19 protein-coding genes are annotated in these 22,621 nt (G+C 66.6%); 5 read left to right on the top strand and 14 right to left on the bottom strand.

Translation table 11 applies throughout. The features are described 5' to 3' along the window. Positions 1-144 precede the first annotated feature (144 nt). Complete coding sequence (locus tag DEBA_RS16515; protein WP_013256854.1) at positions 145-3,807, top strand: GAF domain-containing protein; 3,663 nt, start codon at positions 145-147, stop codon at positions 3,805-3,807. Here the strand turns inward: DEBA_RS16515 and DEBA_RS00090 are convergent. Beyond that, positions 3,793-4,785, bottom strand: a complete 993-nt coding sequence (locus DEBA_RS00090) for a hypothetical protein (RefSeq protein ID WP_013256853.1) — start codon at positions 4,783-4,785, stop codon at positions 3,793-3,795. The genes DEBA_RS16515 and DEBA_RS00090 overlap by 15 nt on opposite strands. A 30-nt stretch (positions 4,786-4,815) precedes the next feature. After that, positions 4,816-6,123: an MFS transporter gene (locus tag DEBA_RS00085; protein WP_083778808.1), complete on the bottom strand. Its 1,308-nt coding sequence runs from the start codon at positions 6,121-6,123 to the stop codon at positions 4,816-4,818. 207 nt (positions 6,124-6,330) lie between these two features. On the opposite strand from DEBA_RS00085, the gene DEBA_RS00080 reads away from it, so the two are divergent. Then, positions 6,331-6,834, top strand: coding sequence for a ferritin-like domain-containing protein (locus DEBA_RS00080; protein WP_013256851.1), 504 nt, complete (start codon positions 6,331-6,333; stop codon positions 6,832-6,834). Between the two features lie 60 nt (positions 6,835-6,894). Here DEBA_RS00080 and DEBA_RS00075 read toward each other — a convergent pair whose 3' ends face one another. The 6 genes from DEBA_RS00075 to yedE all read right to left on the bottom strand — a co-directional run bounded on the left by DEBA_RS00075 (position 6,895) and on the right by yedE (position 11,804). Beyond that, entirely contained in the window at positions 6,895-8,685 is a 1,791-nt protein-coding gene (locus DEBA_RS00075) for an AMP-dependent synthetase/ligase (RefSeq protein WP_013256850.1), read from the bottom strand. Between the two features lie 128 nt (positions 8,686-8,813). Beyond that, entirely contained in the window at positions 8,814-9,050 is a 237-nt protein-coding gene (locus tag DEBA_RS00070; RefSeq protein WP_013256849.1) for a hypothetical protein, read from the bottom strand. Next, positions 9,047-9,916, bottom strand: a complete 870-nt coding sequence (locus DEBA_RS00065; RefSeq protein WP_013256848.1) for an NAD(P)H-hydrate dehydratase — start codon at positions 9,914-9,916, stop codon at positions 9,047-9,049. Before DEBA_RS00065 ends, DEBA_RS00070 begins: the two co-directional genes overlap by 4 nt. Next, positions 9,910-10,461, bottom strand: a complete 552-nt coding sequence (locus DEBA_RS00060) for a DUF3343 domain-containing protein (protein WP_013256847.1) — start codon at positions 10,459-10,461, stop codon at positions 9,910-9,912. The genes DEBA_RS00065 and DEBA_RS00060 overlap by 7 nt, the downstream gene beginning before the upstream one ends. 4 nt (positions 10,462-10,465) lie before the next feature. Next, entirely contained in the window at positions 10,466-10,684 is a 219-nt protein-coding gene (locus DEBA_RS00055; protein WP_013256846.1) for a sulfurtransferase TusA family protein, read from the bottom strand. 28 nt (positions 10,685-10,712) lie between these two features. Further along, complete coding sequence (yedE, locus tag DEBA_RS00050) at positions 10,713-11,804, bottom strand: YedE family putative selenium transporter (RefSeq protein ID WP_043814749.1); 1,092 nt, start codon at positions 11,802-11,804, stop codon at positions 10,713-10,715. A gap of 274 nt (positions 11,805-12,078) precedes the next feature. On the opposite strand from yedE, the gene DEBA_RS00045 reads away from it, so the two are divergent. Further along, positions 12,079-13,548 carry a proline dehydrogenase family protein gene (locus tag DEBA_RS00045; protein ID WP_013256844.1) on the top strand — a complete coding sequence of 490 codons (1,470 nt, stop codon included), beginning with the start codon at positions 12,079-12,081 and terminating at the stop codon, positions 13,546-13,548. Between the two features lie 45 nt (positions 13,549-13,593). On the opposite strand, the gene DEBA_RS00040 is transcribed toward DEBA_RS00045, so the two are convergent. Genes DEBA_RS00040 through DEBA_RS00030 form a run of 3 tightly spaced genes read right to left on the bottom strand, consistent with a single transcriptional unit; the run spans position 13,594 to position 17,236 of the window. Beyond that, positions 13,594-14,853 carry a formate/nitrite family transporter gene (locus DEBA_RS00040; RefSeq protein ID WP_013256843.1) on the bottom strand — a complete coding sequence of 420 codons (1,260 nt, stop codon included), beginning with the start codon at positions 14,851-14,853 and terminating at the stop codon, positions 13,594-13,596. 46 nt (positions 14,854-14,899) lie between these two features. Further along, positions 14,900-15,265: a response regulator gene (locus tag DEBA_RS00035; RefSeq protein ID WP_013256842.1), complete on the bottom strand. Its 366-nt coding sequence runs from the start codon at positions 15,263-15,265 to the stop codon at positions 14,900-14,902. Between the two features lie 18 nt (positions 15,266-15,283). Beyond that, entirely contained in the window at positions 15,284-17,236 is a 1,953-nt protein-coding gene (locus tag DEBA_RS00030; protein WP_013256841.1) for a cache domain-containing protein, read from the bottom strand. 147 nt (positions 17,237-17,383) lie between these two features. Here DEBA_RS00030 and DEBA_RS00025 point away from each other — a divergent pair, with 147 nt between their 5' ends. After that, positions 17,384-17,821 carry a DNA polymerase III subunit chi gene (locus DEBA_RS00025; RefSeq protein WP_013256840.1) on the top strand — a complete coding sequence of 146 codons (438 nt, stop codon included), beginning with the start codon at positions 17,384-17,386 and terminating at the stop codon, positions 17,819-17,821. 76 nt (positions 17,822-17,897) lie between these two features. Beyond that, positions 17,898-18,104: an FmdB family zinc ribbon protein gene (locus DEBA_RS00020; protein WP_013256839.1), complete on the top strand. Its 207-nt coding sequence runs from the start codon at positions 17,898-17,900 to the stop codon at positions 18,102-18,104. A 139-nt stretch (positions 18,105-18,243) separates the two neighbouring features. On the opposite strand, the gene DEBA_RS00015 is transcribed toward DEBA_RS00020, so the two are convergent. The 3 genes from DEBA_RS00015 to dnaA all read right to left on the bottom strand — a co-directional run bounded on the left by DEBA_RS00015 (position 18,244) and on the right by dnaA (position 22,286). After that, positions 18,244-19,890, bottom strand: coding sequence for an acyl-CoA synthetase (locus DEBA_RS00015; protein WP_013256838.1), 1,647 nt, complete (start codon positions 19,888-19,890; stop codon positions 18,244-18,246). Positions 19,891-20,141: 251 nt separating this feature from the next. Next, positions 20,142-20,873: an FKBP-type peptidyl-prolyl cis-trans isomerase gene (locus DEBA_RS00010; protein ID WP_013256837.1), complete on the bottom strand. Its 732-nt coding sequence runs from the start codon at positions 20,871-20,873 to the stop codon at positions 20,142-20,144. Positions 20,874-20,957: 84 nt separating this feature from the next. Next, the gene (gene dnaA / locus DEBA_RS00005) at positions 20,958-22,286 is read right to left on the bottom strand and encodes a chromosomal replication initiator protein DnaA (RefSeq protein ID WP_013256836.1); all 1,329 of its coding nucleotides are present in this window, start codon (positions 22,284-22,286) and stop codon (positions 20,958-20,960) included. Between the last annotated feature and the right edge of the window lie 335 nt (positions 22,287-22,621).

Below are 22,621 nucleotides of genomic sequence, written 5' to 3'. Positions count from 1 at the left end.
TGCCTGCATAATATAGGCATCGACAAAACGCCGGGTTCGCCAGCCAGTTCATCATCCACGCCAACGCCGCCAGCGCCAGCGACAGGCCGTGGCCGCGCGGCCGCGTCCGCTTCACCCGGCCCGCGCGCACGGGGGAACCTCAACGTGAACGCCAGCCAATACATCGCCGGGCTCCGGCCCGGGCCGTGGGCGGTCTTCAAGAAGGCCCTGCTGATCTTCGCGCCGCTGATGGTCATTTCGCTGGCGGTGCTCGCCGAGCTGTATCACGCCGAGACCGCGGCGGACATGGTCGCCAGTCGGCGCATGGAGATGGAGGCCGCCACGGCCGGTCAACGGGCCATCCAACGGGTCTTCGCGCCGGTGGTCGACGATCTGCGCTTTCTGGCCGGCCTTGTCGAGCGCCGCCTGGCCGCCGCCGATCGGAGCGCCGCCCTGGCCGAACTGGCCAGCGAGCTGACCCTGTTCGCCGCCAGCCACCCCGACTACGACCAACTACGTTTCGTGGACGTCGCCGGCCGCGAACGGGCCCGCGTCGACCGCGTGGGCGGCCGCGTCAAGGCGACGGCGCCGGGCGAACTGCAAGACAAAAGCCGGCGCTATTATTTCCGCCGCTCCATCGGCCTGGGCCGTGGTGGGATCTACGTCTCGCCGCTGGACCTCAACGTCGAGCGCGAGCGCGTCGAGCAACCGCTCAAGCCGATGATCCGCCTGGCCCAGCCGGTCTTCGGGCCCGACGGCCACAAGCTGGGCGTGGTGGTGATCAACTACCTGGCCGCCAAGCTGCTGGAGCAACTGCGCCAAGTCGGCCGGCCCGCGCCATCGGCGCTGATGCTGTTGAATAACCAAGGCCACTGGCTGATGGGCCCCGATCCGGAAGACGAGTGGGGCTTCATGCTGCCCGGCAAGGAAAAGCGCACCCTGGCCAACGCCCAACCCCAGGCCTGGCGGGAGATCAGCGGCCGGGAGCAGGGTCAGGCCCAGACCGCGGCCGGGCTTTATTCCTTTGTCACCGCGCGGCCCTTGTCCGAGCTGCGCGCCGCCGGCCAGGGCGAATATTTCTGGAAGGTCGTCTCTTTCCTGCCGGCCGGGGCCATGTCGGCCAAGGCCGAGGCCTGGCGGGACTGGGGCTTGCTCGTCGCCGCGGCCCTGGCCTTCGTCTGGGGGCTGACCGCCTGGGGCCTGGCGTGGGCCTGGGAACAGCGCCGGGCCACCACCGAGGCCCTGCGCCAGGCCAACGACGACCTGGAGCGCCGCGTGGTCGCCCGCACGGCCGAGCTTTCCCAGGCCTACCAGAACGCTCGTGACGAAATGGCCCAGCGCATGGAGGCCCAAAAGGCCCTGCGCGCCAGCGAGGAAAAGTACCGCACCATGATGCAGGCCATGGAGGACGCGGTCTATATCTGCTCGGAGGCGTTTGTCATCGAGTACATGAACCCGGCGATGATCCGCCGCCTGGGCCGCGACGCCACCGGCGAATTGTGCCATCAGGCCCTTTATCACCGCCCCGACGTCTGCCCCTGGTGCGTCATGGGCGTGATCAAAAAGCGCCGCCACGTCAATTACCAGCTCGACGACGAGCTATACAACGCCGTCTATCACGTCAGCAACGACCCGCTGATCCACGAAAGCGGCGCGCTTTCCAAACTGACGGTCTTCCGCGACGTGACCAAGCTCAAGGAGCAGGAGTTGGCTCTGCGCGAAAGCGCCGAGCTCTATCACAACCTGTTTCAGTCCATGCTCCACGGCGTGGTCTACCGCGACGCCCAGGGCCGCATCGTCTCGGCCAACCCGGCCGCCGAAAAGATCCTGGGCATCGTCTTGCAACACACCACCGAAGGCCTCGCGCCCGAAAGCATCCCGGAGCTTTTCCGCGAGGACGGCGCGGCCATGCCGCCCGAGGAGCACCCCTACGAGGTGGCCATGCGCACAGGCAAGGAGGTGCGCGGCGTGGTGATGGGCGTGCGCAACCCGCATACCAAAAACGTCATCTGGATCACCGTCAACGCCGTGCCCCTGTTCCGGCCCGGCGACGAAAAGCCCCACCAGGTCTTCACCACCTTCGAGGATGTTTCGGGCCAGATCCGCGACAGGCGCGTGCGCCAGGCCCGCCTGCGCCTGTTGGAGCTTTCGGCCGACTGCGACTCGGACACGCTGCTGCAAAAGACCATCGACATGGCCGAGGAGCTCACCGGAAGCGAGATCGGCTTTTATCACTTTGTCTCCGAGGACGAAAAGACCCTGCAACTCCAGGTCTGGTCCAGCAACACCCTGGCCACCATGTGCACGGCCAAGGTCGAAAAGGCCCATTATCCCGTGGACAAGGCCGGCGTGTGGGTCGACTGCCTGCTGCGGCGGCGGGCGGTGATCCACAACGACTACATGTCCCTGCCCCACCGGCGCGGCCTGCCCGAGGGCCACGCGCCGGTGCGCGGCGAACTGGTGGCCCCGGTCTTCCGCCAGGGGCGCATCGTGGCCATTTTGGGCGTGGGCAACAAGCCCGGCGATTACCTCGAGGGCGACGTGGCCGTGGTCGCGCAATTGGCCGACCTGGCCTGGGACATCGTCGAGCGCAAGCGGGCCCAGGAGACCCACGCCAGGCTGGAGGATCAACTGCGCCAGGCCCAGAAAATGGAGGCCATCGGCACCCTGGCCGGCGGCATCGCCCACGATTTCAACAATATCCTCAGCGCCATCATCGGCTATTCCGAGCTGGCCGCCAGCGACCTGCCCGAGGGCCATCCCGTGCAGGAATACCTGGAGGCCGTGCTCAACGCCGGCGGACGCGCCGCCGAGTTGATCAAGCAGATCCTCAGCTTCAGCCGCCAGGCCAAGCGCGAGCGCCAGCCCGTGGCCGTCACGCCCATCGTCAAGGAAGTCATCAAGCTCATGCGGGCCTCGGCCTTCGGGTCCATCGAGGTGCGCCAACGCTTTTCGGCCGACGCCGACCTGGTCTTGGCCGACCCCACCAGCCTGCACCAGGTGGTGATGAACCTGTGCACCAACGCCCGCCAGGCCATGCTGGAGACTGGCGGCGTGCTCACCGTCGAGTTGGATAGCCCCATCATCAACGCCGAAGACGCGGCGCGCTACGACATTCAGCAGGGCCATTTCCTGCGGCTGTCGGTCAGCGACACTGGCGTGGGCATGGATCAGGCCACCCTCGGCCGCATTTTCGAGCCGTTTTTCACCACCAAGGAGCAGGGCAAGGGCACGGGGCTGGGCCTTTCGGTTTTGCACGGCATCGTCAAGGACTTGGGCGGATCGATCCGCGTATATAGCGAGTCGGGCCGGGGCAGCGTCTTCCAGGTGTATCTGCCGCTGCTGGCCAGCCAGGCCCAGCGCGCGGCCGCGCCCGAACGCCAGGCCTTGGCCGGCGGTTCGGAAAGGATCATGTTTGTCGACGACGAAGAGGCGCTGGTGGATATCGGCCGACAGATCCTGGCCCCGCTGGGCTACGAGTTCTTCGGCTTCACCTCGCCGGAGCAAGCCTTGGCCGCCTTCCGCGCCGCGCCCGACGGGTTCGACTTGATCTTCACCGATCAGAACATGCCCGGTCGCAGTGGCCTGGAAATGGCCCTGGAGATGATGCGCCTGCGGCCCGAGCTGCCGGTGATCCTCTGCTCGGGCTTCAGCGAGCAGGTCTCGGCCGAAAAGGCCTTGGAGCTGGGCTTCAAGGCCTTTTTGTACAAGCCCATCCTCACTTCGCAGATGGTGGCGGCCATCCGCCAGGCCCTGGACGAGGCGCGGACGCCGACGCTCACGGCCGAGGGGCCGGCCGACGCCGCGCCGGCCCTAGAAGCGCATTGACCCCACCAGGTGGACCAGCCAGCCGTCGTCGAGCTCGATGCGGTTTTGGTCTTCGTCACCGTGGTTCTGGCCCTGGAACATCAGGCGGTCAAAGGCGCGTCCGCCGGAAAGCTCGATGTTGGCCCCGGGCAGAGGCTTGAAGCCCACGCCGATGACGGCGCGTTTTTCATAATAAAACAGGCGGTTTTCGTCGCGCGGGCGGTCGGCTAGCAGATAGTCTTGATAGGTCCAGGTGAAGCGTCCGAAGGTGGACCACTGCTTGGTGAAGCTCCAGGCGGCCTCGCCGAAGACGTTACGCAGGGGATAATAGGCCACGCTGAGCTTGAGCGGGTCCACGGGCCGGTAGGTGGCCATGAGCATGGGCAGGCCGATGGTCAGGTCTAGGCTGCGGTCGGCCGCGGTGTACTGCCAGGCCACGCCGGGATAGGGCACGCCGGGCAGAAAATCCATGCTGCTGGAATAGAACAGGAAAAACAGCAGGGCGTTCTGTTTGTCCAGCTCGCGGCGGGCAAAGCCCATGGCGTTGTAGGTCAGCTCGTCGGCCGAATTGAAGGGCTTGTCGGAGGCCGAGCCAAAGGAGCCGCGCACGCCGCCGATCCAGTTTTGGCCCAGCTTGCGCCGATAGGACAGGGCCAGGTTCAAGTCCCACAGCTCATCGGGAAATGTGCGGTTGACCTCGGGCAAAAACAGGTCGCTGTCGACATTGCGCACGTCGGCGTCCAGCCACAGGGCCAGTTCCTGGCCGTCGTCCTGCATCAGCGGGGTCATGGCCGAAAGTTCCTGCTTGTTCATGGCAAACGACGTGGAGCTTCCCTGAACGTCGACCTCCGACCAGAACATGCCGCTGTAGGCGGCCTTGGCTTTGACCTGGCCCATTTTGGGGCGCAGGAGCTGTAAAAAGGCCGAATCGGCCGCCAGGGCCACGCCACCGGCCAGGCTGACGGCCACGGCCAGCGCCGCGATCAAAAGTCGCTTCATGTCCTCACCTCCCGCAAAAGGTCGTGAAACTCAGTGGTCGCCCTCGGTCGGGGCCGGCCGGCCCCAGGTCTCGGTGCAAAACAGCGCGCAAAACAGCCCGGCCAATGCGATCCACAGGCACCACTCGAAGGCCTGACCATAGACCGCCGCCGCATAAGGCCCGCGCCCGCCGTGGCGTTGCAGCAGCCAGCCCAGCAACGGCTGGCCCAATGCGCCGCCCAAAAACGGAAAAAAGTTGATCAACCCCACCGCCGTGCCGGCTATCTCCACCGGAAAAAGCTCCTTGGCCGCGATGAAACCCACCCCCGAGGCCGCCGCGCAAAAGACGCTGAGCAAGGCGCTACCCAGATAGAGGCCCCAGAGCGGGATGTCGGCCGGGGCCAGGGCCAGCGGCGCGGTCAGGCCGCACAGGCCCACCGCGCAGCCGATCAGCACGGCCTTGCGCGAGCGCAACACCTTGTCGGATAGCCAGCTCAGCAGGGGGCTGCCCAGCACCATGCCCACGGCCATCATCGACAACACGTGGCCCACGTCGGCCGGGCCCAGGCCGTGCGTCTGGGCCAGATAGGGCCCGGCCCACAGGCCGCCCAGCCCGAAAAAGACCACCCCCGTGCTGATGAACCAGCCGGCCAGCGGATAAAACCGGCCGTGGCCCAAGACCATCATCGCCCCTTGCCACAGGCCGATGGCCGGGGCCTCCGTGGCGCATGGCCGCGCCTCGGCCGGCGGCAGGCCCTTGTCGGCCGGGTTGTCGCGCACCAAAAACCATATCGCCACGCCCACCACCATGCTGATCAGCCCGATGACGACAAAACTGGCCCGCCAGCCAAAGGCCGCGCTGAGCATGGCCAGCGGCGCCGAGGCCACGTAGGCCCCCAGCCCGCCCAGGGCCAATAGCAGCCCGGCCATCAGGGCGAACTGGCCGCGCGGAAACCAACAGGTGATGATCTTCATCGTCGGCACGAAAACCATGGCCACGCCCAGGCCCACCAGCACCCGCGCCGCCACCGCCACGGCGGTTGACCAGGCCAGGCCGAAGAGGATCGAGGCCACCCCGGCCAGGGCGAAAAACAGCGTCACGCTGCGCCGCGGCCCCCACGAATCGGCCAAAAGCCCCGCCGGCATCTGCATGGCCGCGTAGGGATAGAAATAGGCCGAGGCCAAAAGCCCCATCAGCGCCGGGCCCGCGCCCAGGTCGGCCATGATGTCCAGGGCCACCACCGACGGGCACAGCCGATGAAAAAACACCAGCACATAGGCCGCCGCCAGCGCGCCGAAAACAACCCAACGATACGGCGAAGGCCGGGCTTGACAGTGTTGGTCCAAAGCTGACTCCATGCTGCATGGCCCGATTATAACCGCCGCCAATGATTATTGACACCACCGCGCGCGTCCGCGCCGGCGATTGTCGGCAAAACGCCGCCAGCCGGCCGGCGCATTGGCCTTGACTTGCCCGCCGGCCGGCCTCAGCCTGGGAGATACGGACGATAACCTCGGTGTTTGCCGGGAAATAAAATTAACTTACGCGATGTGAAAGGAGGAGTCATGGGCACCAGAGGACGCGAGATCATCGGCATGGACGTCAACGTCCTGCTCGGCATGCTCAACCAGGCCCTGGCCGACGAGTGGTTCGCCTACTATCAATATTGGCTGGGGGCCAAGGTGGTGGCCGGGCCGATGAAAGACGCCGTGGCCGCCGAGCTGTTGCAGCACGCCACCGACGAGCTTTCCCACGCCGAACTGGTGGCCGGGCGCATCGTCCAGCTTGGCGGCGTGCCGGTGTTGGAGCCCAAGCTGTGGTACGATCTCAGCGGCTGTGGCTACGAGCCGCCGGCCGACCCCTACGTGCAGCTTGTGCTGGAGCAGAACATCCGCGGCGAACAATGCGCCATCAGCACCTACGACAAGATGATCAAGCTCACCCGCGAGGCCGACATCGTCACCTACAACATGGCCAGCACCATCCTCGAACAAGAGGTCGAGCACGAGGAAGACCTGCAATCGTTGCTGGAAGACCTGGAGCTGATGATCAAGCGCTACAATCGCTAGAGCAAACGCGGCGGGGCCGGCCCGCCAAGGCCAGCCCCGCGCCAACGGCCATGGCTGGCCTTATTCTTTGTACATGGCCTCGATGCGATCGGCGTACTTGGCCAAGATGACCTTGCGCTTGAGCTTGAGGGTGGGGGTCATCTCGCCCTCCTCGATGGTGAACTCCTCGGGCAGCAAGATGAATTTCTGAATCTTCTCGTGCTTTTCCAGGTCTTTGGTCAGCTCCTTGACGCGTTGGGCGTAGAACTCGACCACGCGGGGGTTGTCGACCAGCTCCTGGCGCGAGGCGAAGCTCACGCCGTTGGCCTGGGCCCACTGCTCCAAGGACTCGAAACAGGGCACGATCAGGGCGCTGGCGAACTTGCGCCCGTCGGCCACCAGCAGAATCTGCTCGACGAAGTGGTCCTTGCCCACGGCGTTTTCCACGGGCTGGGGCGCGATGTACTTGCCGCCCGAGGTCTTCATCAGGTCTTTTTTGCGATCGGTGATGGACATGAAGCCGTCTTGGTCGATGGCGGCCACGTCGCCGGTGTAGAGCCAGCCGTCGACCAGGGTCTTGGCCGTCTCCTCGGGCTTGTTGTAATAGCCGCGCATGACCTGGGGCCCGCGCACGAGCAGCTCGCCGTCGGGGGCCAGCTTGAGCTCGGTGTCCTTGATGGCCGTGCCGCACGTGCCAAAGCGCTTGTGATCGGCCGAGGGGCAGGTCACGGTGGCGGTGGTTTCGGTCATGCCAAAGCCCAGGCAGACGAAGATGCCCACCGCCCAGAAAAACTCGTCGATCTCGGGCGAGAGCGGCGCGCCGGCGCAGGGGAAGACGCGGATCTCGCCGCCGGTGAGCTGGCGAATTTTTTTCAGCACCAGGGCGTCGGCCAGGGCGTGGCGCAGTTTGAGGCCCAGGGGCAGGGGCTTGTTGTCGATGCGCAGGCGGCCGGCGGCCAAGCCGGTTTGCAGGGCCCAGTGAAAGAGCTTGCGCTTGTTTTCCGGGGCGCTCTCCAGCTTGTTGAAGACGGCTGAATAGATTTTCTCGTAAAAGCGCGGCACCATGCAGACGAAATGGGGCTTGACCTCCTGCATGTGCTCCAGGGCCTGCTTGGGGTCGGCGCAATAGTGGTTGGTCATGCCCCGCGCCAGGGCGTTGTAGGTCCAGGCCCGCTCGAAAACATGGGACAGCGGCAGCAGGCACAGCGAGCGGTCGCTGTCGAACATGGCGAAGCGCTCGGGCAGGCTGATGTATTGATGATAAAAATTGGCGTGATCGAGCATGACGCCCTTGGGCTCGCCGGTGGTGCCCGAGGTGTAGATCAGCGTGACCAGGTCGTCGGCGCGGGCGCGGCCCAGGCGGGCCTCGACCTCGGCGCCGGCGTCTTGGGCGGCCTGGCCCAGGGCCAAAAAGTCGTCAAAATACATGATGTTGGGGTTCTGCTCCAACCGCACGTGGCGGTCGAAACAGACGATGGTTTGCAGGCCCTCGGTCTGGCCGAAGAACTTCATGACCTTGGCGTACTGCTCCTGGCCGCCGACAAAGATCAGCCGCGCGTTCGAATCGTCGACGATGTATTTGGCCTGGCCCATGGTGCTGGGCGCGTGGATCGGCGCGACCATGCAGCGGGCGTTCAAGATGCCCAGGTCGGCGATGGTCCACCACGGCGAGTTGGCCGCGAAGATGGCCACGGCCTGTTTTTCGGCCAGGCCCAGTTTGATCAAGGCTCGGGCCACGGCGTTGACCTGCCGGCCCATCTCGCGCCAGCTGATCTCGCGCCAAGCGCCGTCCTCTTTGTACTTGAGGGCGGCCCGCTCGCCGTATTTCTGGATTTGCCCGTTGATGATGACCGCGATGTTTTGCTTTTCCATGGTTCGACTCCGCGCTGCGCCGCCCGTGGGTCTTTGGCCCGCCAAAACGGTGTTTAGATGGGTGATGCTAAACTATATCGATTAATGCGGTTTACGTCCAGCGCGGGGCAACGGCGGCCTTTGGCGGGTTATTTGGTTGGCCCGGCGGCGATGGCCGCGCGCAGGCGCGCCAGCAATTCGGCCAGATCCAGGCCGTGGGCCTGGGCGGCCTGCTCCAGGGTGTCGAAAAGCGATTGGCAGCAGATGCAGCGGCCGGTTTGGCGCTCATAGTCCTTGAATACGGCCTCGGTCTGGCGGTGTTGATAAATCACGTCCAGCACGATGCTTTGCCCCGAGAGGCCTTGTTTTGCCTCGCCTTGGCTCATGCCGGGATTTGCCGCAGCGCCAGGGCCAGGGCGGCGGGGATGCGCGCGATGATCTCGCCGATCTGGCTGGCGGGCGTGGGGTTGGCCAGTTGGCCGGCCAGGCGGTTGGTCAGGGCGGCCAAACGGGCGGCGCGGGCCATGGGCTGGCCGGCGGCCAGCAACGCCGCGGCCAGGCCGGTGAGGGTGTCGCCGGTGCCGCCCACGCACTCCAGCACGGGGCAATCGGGGCCGGGCAGGGCTTCGATGGCCTCCGGCCCGCTGGCCAGATAATCCTTTCGGCCCTTGACCAGCAGATGCCGGGCGGCGTTGCCGTGGGCATGGGCCCGGGCGATCAGGGCCGGGGCCTGGGCCTCCTCGTGCAGGATGAAGCCACGGGTGTAAAAGGGGTGCGGCGCGGCCTCGTCGGCCAGAAAGGCCAACTCGCCGGCGTCGGGGGTGAACAGGTCGTAGCTGGGGGCCATGCCGCCCATCTTGGCGGCGTACATGAATCCGGCGTCGGCGATCAACAGCGGTCGGGGCCGCATCTGCTCCACGGCCAGAAGCACCCGCCCGTGCCAATCCACGTCGGGTTGCAGATAGTGAAACACCAGCGCGGCGTATTGCCGTTCTGGCAGGATCCGGGCCAGATGGGCGTAGAGCGCCCGGCTGCCCTGGCCCGCGCCGATGTCGCCGACCAGATGGGCCATCACCGGCGGGCCACCCAAGGCCTGGCTGGCGCTCACGGCCGCGGCCAACAGGGCGGCCGTGCCCCGGGCCACCGCGGCCACGGGCCGCGCGTCGATCAGCAGACGCGGGCCATCCAGCGTGGCCAGGCCTTCGACCACGGGCAGTTCCGGCCAGGGGATGGCGCCTGCCACCGCTAGCATCGCCTTTGCATCTCCTCGAAGGCCAGTTGCAGGGCGTAGCCGCAGAGGGTGTGACCGATCTGGCGGGGGCTGGGGGCCTCGTCGAGGGTCTTGCCGATCATCTCCTGGGCCAGATAGGGCACGTCCGGGCAGCCGCCGCCCGAGACGTTGACGATGCGTCGGCTTTGTTTCTCCACGGTCAGCTTCATGTTGGCGGCGCGGATCATCAGGTGCCGGCCGTAATCCACGGTTTGGAACAGATCCACCGGCCGCAGCAGCGGGCCGTCCACCGGCGCGCTTTGCAGCGGCGTCAGGCCGGCCTGGTCCAACAGACGCAGGATGGCCAGCTCCTCGACCAGCGGGAACTCGATGACCAAGTCGCAGCCGGTGCGCAGCTCGGGCGGCGGGCCCTTGACGCTGACCAGCCAGCCGGCCTCTTTCAGCGCCGCCTCGGCGCGGATCACCTCGCTGGTGTTGGCGTAGACCAAGATGCCATGGCGGCCCAGGCTCCGGCCGGGTTCGACCCGTCCGGCCAGGGCCTGCTTGACCGCCTTGAATAGGCCCAAGCCCCTAGCCTTTGGCCAGGCTCAGGCGATAGCAATCGGCCTCTTGGCCAACGGCCTCCACTCGCCAGCCCTGGCTGGTCGCCGCCCGCGAGACGTTTTCCACCGAGGTGTCGGTGTCGACCAGAACTTCCAACTGGCCGCCGCTCATTTTCTTGAGCGCCTCCAGGGTCAATATCACCGGCTGGGGGCAGGACAGCCCCCGCGCGTCGATCTCTTGGCTCATTTTTCAGCTCCTTAGCATGGCCGGCCGCTCAGGCGGCCTTGGCCCCGCGCATGGCGAAGCCCAGATACAAGCACACCGCCAGGCCCACCGCCACCGCGGCCATGCCGTGGGGCCCGATGCCCGCCGGCGAGGAGGCCAGGCCGAAGTTGTGGGCAAAGGCCGCGCCCACGATCATGCCCAGCACGAACACCGCCGCGTCGCCATCGCCCTCGCCGGCCAAAAACAACTGCCGACCGGGGCAACCGCCGGCCAGCACAAAGGCCAGCCCGGCCAACAACATGCCCAAAAAGTTCCACAGACCCATGGTGTGGGCCACCGGCTGGCCCTCGAAGCCGGCCTTGAACTGGCCCAGGGCCAGGTTGGACCCGAAGGCGAAGACCAGAAGGGCCAGCACGCCCCAGAAAAGATGGGGCTGGCGGAAAAGGATCAGATCGCGGAAAGCGCCCATGGTGCAAAACCGGCTGCGCTGGGCCAGAAAGCCCACGGCCAGGCCCACGACCAGCGAGACCAAAAGCGGCGCGTGCATGGCGCCCGGCCCCTTGAGGCTATAGAACAGCACGCCGGATTTGTCCTGCTCGGCCACCTGGGGGTAGATGAACATCAAAACCAAAAAGCCGGCCATCAGAATGGGCAACAGCAGGCCCACCGCCGCCGGCGATTTTTGCGCCCGGCCCAGGTTGTAGCCGCGCCGCAGAAAAATCGTGCCCAGGCCAATGCCCACGATCAACCCGGCCAGGCCCAGCAGGGCGTTGCCGTCGCCGCCGGCCAGGCGCAAAAGGGCCCGCCACGGGCAGCCCAAAAAGACCAGCGCGCCGATCATGGCGAAAGCGCCCAAAAAGAAGCGCGCCAGTGGGGCCGAGCCGCCGCGCGGCCGGAACTCGCCAAAAGCCATCGCCGCGATCAGCGCGCCCAGCACGAAACCGATGATCTCCGGGCGCATGTATTGCACCACCGCCGCCTGATGCAAACCCACCGCGCCGGCGATGTCGCGCTCGAAGCAGGCCACGCACACGCCCATGTTGCCGGGGTTGCCCCAATATTGCAGCAGCGCCGCCAGCACGCCGATGACCGCGCCCACGCCGATGACGCCCCCTCGCGTGGCGAAAACGTTTTTTGTCAGCACCTTCCGCTCTCCATGACTTTCGGGCCGAGACGGCCGTTGACCCAACGCGCGAGGCCGCGCTGGCCTAGGTAACTATAATTTGGGCCGATAATGCAAATAGGTAAATCCGAACCACCGGGCGCGCGAGCATCGACCGCGCCCATGCCCTGGCCCGGCGCTGGGCCATGGCCGGCGCGCTTCAAATAATGTTGCCCGGCGGCCGGCCACGGATTTAGACTCCAAGCGATGGCCGGGTGGTCATCCATGATTATTATTGCTTGCGAGGCGCGCGATGTTGTTCAAACGCATGACGATCGGTTTTTTGCTGGCGTTGATCCTGGCCGGGGCCCTGGGCCTGGCGGCTGGCGGCGGTTTGGCTGGGCGTGGCTGGCCGGCGGCCTGGGCGGCCGCGCCGAGCCCGAGCGCCCTGGAAGCGGCCACGGTCAGCCAGCTTGGCGCCCTGGAGGCGGCCCTGCGCGCCCAGTTGCAAGGCCGGGCCGCGGGCGATCAGGGCGTGCGCATGGCGTTGATCAAGCTGAGCATGTGGGGCCCCTTGGCCGACGTCACCGGCTGGTTTTTGGCCGCCCTTGGCGACAGCCGGACGGCGCGGCGGGCCTTTGCCTGGCTCATGCCCTTCATAAAATGGATGTGCGAGCCGTTTTTGTTGGTGGTCGACAACGATGACGACGAGCTGGAGACGGCCGCCGAGATCGACAAGATCTTCGCCTTCGTGGCCAGGGAAAAGGCCAAGGGCCTGCTGGTGAGCTTGGACAACGTTGGCGACGCCTCGCTCTCGCCCGAGGACGCCCGGCAATACCGGGCCTATTATCTGGACCTGATCCGCCGCTTCACGGCCGGCCAAGCGTCCGTCAACGATCTCAACGTCTCGCTGAAGCTTTCGGCCCTGGTCCACGACCTGGACGCCGCCCTGGATGGCCAGGGCCGTTCGGCCCGCGCCCAGGCCAAGCGCGCCGAGATCGCCGCCGCCCTGGTCGAGCTGTTGCGCGCCGCCGCCGCGCCGGGCAAAAAGGTCTTCATCCGCATCGACATGGAGGAATACGCCTACAAGGACATGACCTTGGCGTTGTTTCGCCAGGTGGTCGAGCAAAACCGGGCCCTCGCCCTGGACGGGCAAGGTGATTTGCGCTTGGGCGTGGTGATCCAGGCCTATCTGCGCGATGCGGCCCCAGACGTGGCCGCCCTGGCCACCTGGGCCCGGGCCCACGGCTTTCGCGCGCCCATCCGCCTGGTCAAGGGGGCCTATCTGGAGCACGAGAGGGCGCTCGCCGCCGGCCAAGGCCTGGCCAAGAGCCCGGTGTGGAACAACAAACCCAGCACCGACGCCAATTACGAGGCCCTGGCCGAGGTGATGCTGCGCCGCGCCGACGCCATCAAACCGGCCTTTGGCACGCACAACCTGCGCACCATCGCCAGGGTCATGGCCGTGGCCGATGCGCTGGGCCTGGAGCGCCACGCCTACGAGTTGCAGATGCTCCACGGCATGGGCGATCCCATCAAGCGGGTGGTGGTGGATGCGGGCCGCCTCATGCGCGAATATGTCCCGGCCGGCACGTTGGCCCGGGGCCTGAAGTACGCCGGCCGCCGCTTTGCCGAGTTGGCCGGCGGCCAGAACGCCCTGGCCCGCAGCATGCGCGGCGATTTCTCGGTCTTTGCCGGCGCGCCGGCCTTCGAAGGCGAGCAGGATATCATCGACGGCCGGGCCACGCTGGCGTTGCTGGCCCAAACCAGGGCCGGCCACTGACCAGCGCCCCGCCGACGCGCGGGCCATCGGCGGGGCGGCCTGGCTTCATGCGGCCTTGGTCTTGCGCAGATAGACGCTCCAATAGCTGAAGCCCACGAACACCGTGCCGCCGATGATGTTGCCCAGCGTCACCGGCACCAGGTTGGCCCAGAAAAACGAGCCCCAGCCCAGGAGCGCCGGGTCCAGGCCCTGGGGCGGGGCCACGCCGGCCCAGTCGCGCAGCAGGATGCCCGCCGGGATGAAATACATGTTGGCCACGCAGTGCTCGAAGCCAATGGCCACGAACCCCATGATCGGAAAGAAGATGGCGAAGATCTTGCCCACCGTCTGGCGGGCGGCCAGGGCCATCCAGACCGCCAGGCAGACCAGCCAGTTGCAGCCGACGCCCCGGACAAAGGCCTCGCCCCAGCCCAGGCCGACCTTGGCGTAGGCCAGCTTCAGCGCCGCCGCGCCCAACGCGCCGCCGCCGGTCTTCCACAGGCCCGAATAATGGAACAACAGCACGATGAGCAGGCTGCCGATGAAGTTGGCCACGAAGACCACCACCCAGCGGGCCAGCACCGCGCCCCAGGTGGTCTGTCCCTCCAGCACGGTGGAAACCATCAGGTTGTTGCCGGTGAACAGCTCGGCCCCGGCGATGACCACCAGCATCAGGCCCAGGCTGAACACCGCGCCGGTCATGAACTTGGTGAAGCCCAGGCCCATGTGGCCGGCCATGTCGAAACTGACGCTGCTGGCCAGCATCCCGCCAAAGCCGATGTAGGCCCCGGCCAGCACGCCCAGCAAAAAGATGGTCAGCCACGGCGAACTGACCTTGCTGACGCCCACGCTGTGGGCCACCGTCTCGGCGATGGTCTTGGGGGCCTTGTCGTCCGACGACGGCACGGGAAAGGCCCCGATGGTCCGCGCGGCGCGGTCCAGGGCCTTTTGCTCCTGATCGACCTTGCGGCGCAGGGCCCGCGTGACCACTGTGATGATCTCGTCGGGCCGGAAGGGCTTGGGCACGTAGTCCATGGCCCCGCGCTTGAGGGCCTCGGTGGCCCGCTCCACCGAGGGGTAGCCGCTGAACATGACCACGGTGGACTTGGGCGCGCGCTTTTCCAGCTCGGAGAGCACGTCCATGCCGCTGAGGCCGGGCATCTTCCAATCGACCAGGATCACCTCGAAGGCCTGGCCGGCGGCCAGCTCCAGGCCCTTGGCCGGGTCGGTGGAGCCGGTCACCTCCCAACCCTCGGCGCTGAAAATGCGCTGGCACGATTCGATTACCGCCGAATCGTCGTCTATGACAAGCATCTTTTCCGGCATGATCGCATCCTTTCCCGACGACGCCAAGGCCCGCCGCCGCTGTCGGTCAGGCCTGGCGCGGGCCCATGACCCTGGCCAGGCCCTCCAGCAACTCGTCTGGCGTGAACGGCTTGGCGATGAAGCCCGCCGCCCCCGCCGCCATGCCCCGTTGTTTGATCTGTGGCGTCAAGTAGCCCGTCATCAACACCACCGGCGTGGATGGCGCGACCCGGCGGGCCCGCTCGATCAAGGCGAAGCCGTCCACGCCCGGCATCATCACGTCGGCCAAAACCAAATCCACCGGCTCGGCGGACAAGATGGCCAGGGCCTGTTCGGCCCCGCCGGCCTCGCGCGTCAGGTGGCCGGCCGCCTCCAGCACCCGCCGGCAACTGAGCAAAACCACCTTGTCGTCATCGACCACCAGCACCTTCATGTCGCCAATTCTCCGTGGTCACCAGTCATAACCTTCGCTCCTGATCTCCTCGGGCAGCCAGATGGTGAACGTGCTGCCCTGACCCGGCTTGCTGCGCACGGTGATCTCGCCGCCGTGGCGGGCCACCACGCCCTGACTGACGGCCAGGCCCAGGCCCGTGCCCTGGCCGACTTCCTTGGTGGTGAAAAAGGGGTCGAAAAGCTTGTCCAGGTGCTCGGGGGCGATGCCGCAGCCGGTGTCGCGCACCAGGATCTCCACGCCCTGGCGGCCGCCGCGCCGCGCCGGATCGCCGGGCCGGGTGATCACGGCCACCTCGCCGCCGGGCGGCGTGGCGTCGAGGGCGTTGATGATCATGTTGATCAAGACTCCCTGCATCTGGCTGCGGTCCAGGTTCATCACCGGGAATTCTTCTTGCGGGTCGAAGTGCAGGCGCACGCCCTTCAAGAGGGCCTGGTTGGTCATCAGCTTGACCGCCGCCGCCACCAGGGGGTTCAGGTCGCTGGGTTGGGCCTCCAGCTTGGTCTGGCGCGAAAAATCCAACAGGCCCTTGACGATCTTGCGCACGCGCTCGGTCTGGGCGGCGATGGTTTGCAGGTCGTGGACCACCTCGGCCGGCAGGTCGCCCCGGCGCAGCAGCAGGTGGGTGAAGGTCAGCACGCCGGTGAGGGGGTTGTTGATCTCGTGGGCCACGCCGGCGGCCAGGCGGCCGACCAGGGCCTGCTTTTCCGATTGCAACAGGCGCTTTTCGCTTTCCTCTTGCTGGCGGCGCTCGCGTTCGCCCAGGGCCAACAGCATCTCTTGAAAGCCGCGCTGCAACAGCCCCAGGTCGCTACGGACGATGGGCCCCACCTCGGGCGAAAAATCGCCCCGCGCCACCCGCTCGCTGGCGGCGATGAGCTGGTTGACCGGCCGCGTGATGCGCTCGGCCAGATAGGCCCCCAGGCCCACGGCCACCACCAGGCAGGCCAGGGTGGTCAGGGCGAAGACCATAAGCGTCTGCCGCCAGAGCCCGGCGTACTTGGCCTCCAGCACGCCCACGTAGAGCATGCCCACCCGTTGGCCGTTCACGTCGACGATGGGCTCGTAGGCGGTGATCTGCCAGTCGTAGGCCACGAAGGCCCGGCCCGACCACACGCCGCCCCGGCCCAGCACCTCCTCGGCCACCTCCCGCGAGGCCCTGGTGCCGATGGCCCGGCTGCCGTCGGGGGCGCGCACGTTGGTGCTGACGCGCAGATCGCCCAAAAAGATCGTGGCCGTGCCCAGTTGGCGGCCGGCAAAGGATTCGTTCTTGAAAACCGTCTGGCCCACGGTGTCGACGATGGCCTTGTCGCGGCTGAGCAACACCCCGCCATAGAGCGCCAGGCCCTCCCGCGACAGCGGCGCGGCCGCGGCCAGGCACAGCGCCTCTGTCCGCGCGCCCTCGGGCGCGGGGTCGGCGCGGGCCGTGGCCACCGGCCGCACCACCGCCCGCCGGGCCAGGGCCGGATCCTCGGCGGCCAGGCTGGCCGCGTCCATGACCACCGTGCCGCCCATTGGCCGGCCAGCGGCCAGGGCCTGGGCGACCACCGGCAGGTCCACGTCTCGGCCGCCGAGCGGGCCAGGGCCGATGCGCGCCAACACCCGGCCGTCCCGCGCGGCCAGGCCCAGAAAATCCAGCCCGGCTTCCCGCGCCAAGCGGTCCAGCCAGGCCTTCAGGGCGGCCGCGTCGCCATCGGTCAGCAGGCGCTGGACCTGATCGCCGGCGATGGCCACCGACAGGGCCAGCTCGATGGAGCGCGTCCGCGATTGATAGATCTCGCGGGCGGCGTTCAAATCCAGGCGCACGCGGCTGGCCGCCTCGGAAAGCACCGCCTCGTAGAGCAGCCGGCCGCCCACCAGGAACGAGGCCACGCCCACCAGCAAGGCCACCGCCACGAAGCTGACGATGAGCCTGACCCTGGTGGAGCGCCAAAGACGGCCGGCAAGATTCATGGCCTCAACTCCCGTGCGGGCAAGTGCGCTTTTTCACCCTCTGCTTAAAGTGTAAACCATGGGCCGGCCGCTGTCTAAGTTTCTTGCGCGGGCCGCGCGGTGACGAGGCGGTGGGCGTTTGAGGCCGCGCCGTGCTAAAATCGGCCCATGGAGCTGGAGTTCGTCAATCTGAAGCAGTGCGGCCGCGCGCCCGGCGAGGCCGTGGCCCGCCTGGCCGCCTGGCACTGGCGGCAAGGGGCGCGGGTGCTGATCCTGGCCGCCGATCCGCGGCAGGCCGCCGGCCTGGACGCCCTGCTCTGGACCTTCGACCCGGCCTCGTTCGTGCCCCACGCCCTGGCCGGCGGGGCCGATCAGGCCGACGAACCGGTGCTGATCAGCCAGGAGCCGGCCAACCTCAACCACGCCTCGGTGCTGATCATGACCAAACCGCCGGCCTCGCCCCAGGCCGTGCCGCCCGGCTTTCAACGGGTCATCGTCCTGATCCCCCTGGAAGACGGCCCCGACCTGCACGCCTGCCGCGATTGCTTCCGCCTGGCCCGCGACCAGGGCCTCAACCCGGCCCACGCCACCAGCCTGCCGCTCTAGGCCCGACCGCGCCCCTTGACAAGGGCCGCGCGCGGCTTAAAGTTATTGGAAACGCCAATGACAAAGAGGTGCTGGCATGCCGATTTTCGAATACGTCTGCGGCCGCTGCGGCGAGCAGTTCGAGGCGCTGATCCTGCGCGCGGATGACAAGGCCCTCTGCCCCAAGTGCGGTTGCGACCAAGCCCGCAAGCTGGCCTCGGGCTTTGCCGTGGGCGGCGGGGGGCCGGGGCTGGACGGGCCCGGCCTGGCCTCGTCGGGCTGCGGTGGCGGCGGCTTCAGCTGAGCCAACTGACCAGGCGGCGCGTGACGCCGCCCAAAAAAAGCGCGCCCCGCGCCAACGATCGGGGCGGGGCGCTTGCCGGCCTTGAGGCCGCCGCACGGGGCAGGACGCCCCCGTACGGCGCTCTCGCCTTGTAAAACGCCTATTCGTCGGCGAAAACGCCCTTGTAATCCTGGCGCATCTGCCGCTTGAGGATCTTGCCCGTGGGCGTCTTGGGCAGGGCCTCGACGACGATGACTTTCTTTGGCGTCTTGAAGGGGGCCAGGTGCTGCCGGCAATGGGCGATCAGCTCGTCCGGGTCGATGGCCTGACCTTTCTTGGCCACGACCACGGCGGTGACGGCCTCGACCCACTTGGGATGATCCAGGCCGATGACCGCCACCTCCTCCACCCGCCTGTCCAGATAGATGGCCTCTTCCACCTCCCGCGAGGGCACGTTCTCGCCGCCGGTCTTGATCATGTCTTTTTTGCGATCGACCACGGTGATGTAGTTTTCCTCGTCGTAGACCCCCAGGTCGCCCGAATGGAACCAGCCGCCCTTCATGGCCTCCTCGGTCTTGTCGGGCTCCTTGAAGTACATGGTCATGGCGTGGGGGCCGCGGCCGCAGATCTCGCCGGGCTGGCCCACGGCCGCAATGGCCTGGCCGTCGTCGCCCTCCAGGCGCGACTCCATGTGCAGGCCGCCCTTGCCGGCCGAGCCCAGCTTGCGCAGGGCGTCCTGGGCCTTGAGGATGGTGTGGTAGGGGGCCAGCTCGGTCTGGCCATAGAAATTGTAGACCTCCACGCCGGGCAGGCGCTCCATCATTTCCTTGAGTATCTCCACGGGCATGATCGAGGCGCCGTAGCAGCATTTCTTCAGGCTGGAAAGATCGCGCCGCTCAAAGTCGGGGTGGCGCAGCAGGCCGATCCACACCGTGGGCGGCGCGAAAAAGATCGTGGCCTTGTGTTTTTCGATGTTGGCCAGGATCTGGCCCAGGTCCGGGGCCATCAGCACGTTGGTTCCGCCGACCCAGAAAATGGGATTCATGAACACGTCGCGGGCGGCGCAGTGGTAGATGGGCAGGGCGTTGACGTTGATGTCGTCCGGGCCGTAGCCGGCGTCGATGATGCAGCCCATGTATTGGGCGATCAGGGCCTGGTTGCTGATGATGACGCCCTTGGGCCGGGATTCGGTGCCGCTGGTGTAGGTCATCTGGGCCGGATCCTCGATGCGCAAGATCGCCTGGGGCGCGGCGTCGGAGGCGGCCAAGCGCCAGGCGTCGAAATCGGCGAAGCCGGCGGGCATGGCCCCCTGGCCCGTGGCCGCCGACCAGATGAACGAGCGCACCGTGGGCATATCGCCCAAAACGCCATCGACCAGCTCCAGCAGGCTATCTTCGATGACGAAGACCTTGCTCTCGGAGTGGTTGATGCAATAGGCGATGTCGGGCCCGCGCAGCAGATAGTTGACCGCCAGGTAGATGGCCCCGATTTTGGCGCAGCCCAGCCAGGTCAGCACGTGGTGATAGGTGTTGTGGGCCAGGATGGCCACGCGGTCGTACTTTTGCACGCCAAGGCCCAAAAGGGCCTGGGCCAGTTGGTTGCTGTCGCGCTCCAACTGGCTGTAGGTGCGCTGGATCTCGCCGTCGATGAGGGCGAGCTTGTCGGGATAGTGGTAGGCGCTGCGCCGGATCATGTCGCCGATGACCCAGCGGTTGACCGCGTTGTGGCGCGTCATCAAAAAGTCGTTGGTTTCCTTGTCGATTTTTTCGAACAGTTGGCGCTGTTGCTCTGAAAGGGGCGCGGCCATGGCATGTCCTCCGGATGGTGAGTCGGCATCGCCCGAGGCGTGATGGCGGCCGCGAGATGGGCCTGCAAGGGTGGCTCCCGCCTGGTCGCGTCGGGACGCGTTGTTTTTGCTTGTGCTGAATGCTATTCACGAGCATGAACAACGTTAGTCAATCGTCGACCGGCAAGTCAAGAGAGAACGGCGGCCCAAAAAAACCGGGCCCGGCCCCTCGCGCGGCGAGGAGTCGGGCCCGTGGCGAAAAAGATCGAGGGCTATTTTTGGGGCTGGGCGGCCGGGGCCTCCTCGGCCTTGGGCGCGGCGAAGTCGACCAGCTCGACCTCGAAGACCAGCGTGGAGCCGGGGCCGATCATCGGGCCGACCTGACGATCGCCGTAGGCCGCTTCCGGCGGCAGGACGATCTCCCACTTGGCGCCCTTGTTCATCTGCTGCAGGGCCTCGCTCCAGCCGGGGATCACGCCGTCGAGCGGGAAGCTGACCGGCTTTTCGCGGCCCTCGGAGCTGTCGAATTTGGTTCCGTCGACGAGCTTGCCGGTGTAGTGGGCCTGGACCACGTCGGTGGGCTTGGGCTGGGGGCCCTTGCCGGCGCTGATGACGCGATACATCACGCCGCTGGGCAGGGTCTTGACGCCGGGCTTTTTCTTGAACTCGGCGCGGAAGGCGTCGCCCTTCTTCTTGTTTTCGGCCGCCTGTTCCTTCATTTTGGCCTGCTGTTGGGCCATCATCTTGACGCGGAACTCGTCCATGGCCGCGGCGGCCTGTTTTTCGTCCAGGGCCGATTTGTTGCCGGCCAGGCCGTCTTTCATGCCCTTGAGGAAGACCTCGGGCGAGACGTTGATCTGGTCTTTGCTCATATCGGCGCCGAACTGGAACCCGATGATATAGCTTATTTTTTCTTCGAGAGTGTTGAAGGACGGCTTGCCGTCGGCCAGGGCGCAGCCGGAAACGAGGATTATGGCCAGCGCCGCGAAAATGATCTTTTTCATGATCACTCCAAAAAATGGTTTATCCGCCCTTGTACCACAAATCGAGGCGCTCGGCCAACAGCGCCGCCGGGCCGGCCGCGAAAATCAGCCCAGGCCCAGGCGCTGTTCGATGTAGCGCAGTTGGCCGGCCAATTTTTGGTCTTGGGCCAGCAGGCGGTCGATCTTGTCGACGCCGTACATGACGGTGGAGTGATCGCGGTTGAACAGGCCGCCGATGGATTTCAGCGACGAATCGGTGTGGCGACGGCAGAGGTACATGGCGATGTTGCGCGGGCCGGTCACTTCTTTTTTGCGCGATTTGCCAGACAATAGGGCCGGCTCCAGGCCATAGGCCCGGGCCACCTCGTCGCGGATGCGCTCGGGGCTGAGGCGGCGCAGCTCGGTGGCCAGTTGGCCGGCCACCTCGGCGGCCAGGGCCAGGTCCATGGGCCGGCCGGTGAGGGCGCTGCGGGCGGCCATGCCGTTGAGGGCCGAGATCAGCCGCCGCACGTCTCCGCTGATGGCCTCGGCCAAAAGCTCCAGGGGCTCGACGGGGGAGACGACGCCCAGGCGCTGGGCCTCGCTGCGCAGGATGCGCACGCGGGTCTGGTGGTCGGGCGGCTCGATGGGCACGGTGACGCTGCCGTCCAGGCGCGAGCGCAGACGCCGGCCCAGATTTTTGATCTGGGCCGGCGGCTGGTTGCCGGTGAAAATAATGCGCTTGCCGGCGTTGGCCAGGGCGTCGAGGGTGTAGACAAGTTCTTCCTGGGTCTTGTCCTTGCCGGCCAAAAAGGGCACTTCCTCCAGCAGCAGCACGTCGCAGCCCCGGCGGAAGCGGTCCTTGAACTGCTCCATGCGTTTGGCGCGCAGGGCGCTGATCATCTGGTTGGCGAAGTCCTCGGCGGTGAGGTAGGACACCCGGCAGGGGCGCTCGCCGTCCAGGACGTGGTGGCCGATGGCCTGGGTCAGGTGGCTCTTGCCCAGGCCCGTGCCCGAGACCAGATAGAGCGCCCCGCCAAAGAAACTCTGGCCGTTGGCCATGGCCTTGGCCGCGGCGCAGGCGTATTCGTTGCCGCCGCCGGCGATGTAATTTTCGAAGCGATAGCGGCTGTTGAGCTGGGGGTGATCCAGGCCCAGGCTGGGCAGGGTCAACTGCCTGGCGACCGCGGGCCGGCCTTGGCCGCCGGGCTGGCCGCCGGGCAGCACGGCCAGGGTGACCTTGAACTCCGGGTCGATCTGGCGGGCCAACTGGCGCAGACGCGGCAGATGGTGGTCGCGCAACCACGTGCGATGAAAGGCGTTGGGGCAGGCCAAAACCAGGCCCGGCCCGTCGCTTTCCACGGGGCGCAAGGGATCGATCCAGAGTTTGAACTCCTCCGGGTCGATGACCTCGCCAAGTTGCCGACGCAGTATTTCCCAGTGGCCCAAAGGCAAAAGCTTCTCGCTCCAAGGCGGACCAAGTGCGCCTTAGCATCGTGGTCGTGACGTTGATGTCAGGTGAAAGCCGGGGCATTGGCTTGAATCATGCCCATTTTTACCCTGGCCCCCGTTTGATGGTCAATTCCGGCTGATGCTGGTCTTCGGCGATGGCGACGGTGGGGCGCTTTTATCACCAACTCGCTGATTTAAAAGAGCAAATGTTGTCACACAGCCGCAACATGCGCTTATCATGCTCATTTTCGGCCCGATGGCTAACTGCCCTAGCCGCCTTGGCTTAAAGGCCATTTCACATATGTGTAAACATTTCAGCACATACACGATCTACTAAT

Origin of the sequence: Desulfarculus baarsii DSM 2075 (genome assembly GCF_000143965.1) — a bacterium.
GTDB lineage: Bacteria > Desulfobacterota > Desulfarculia > Desulfarculales > Desulfarculaceae > Desulfarculus > Desulfarculus baarsii.
Note: the sequence above shows the minus strand (reverse complement) of the source record. Positions and strands in the feature narration are given on the sequence as shown.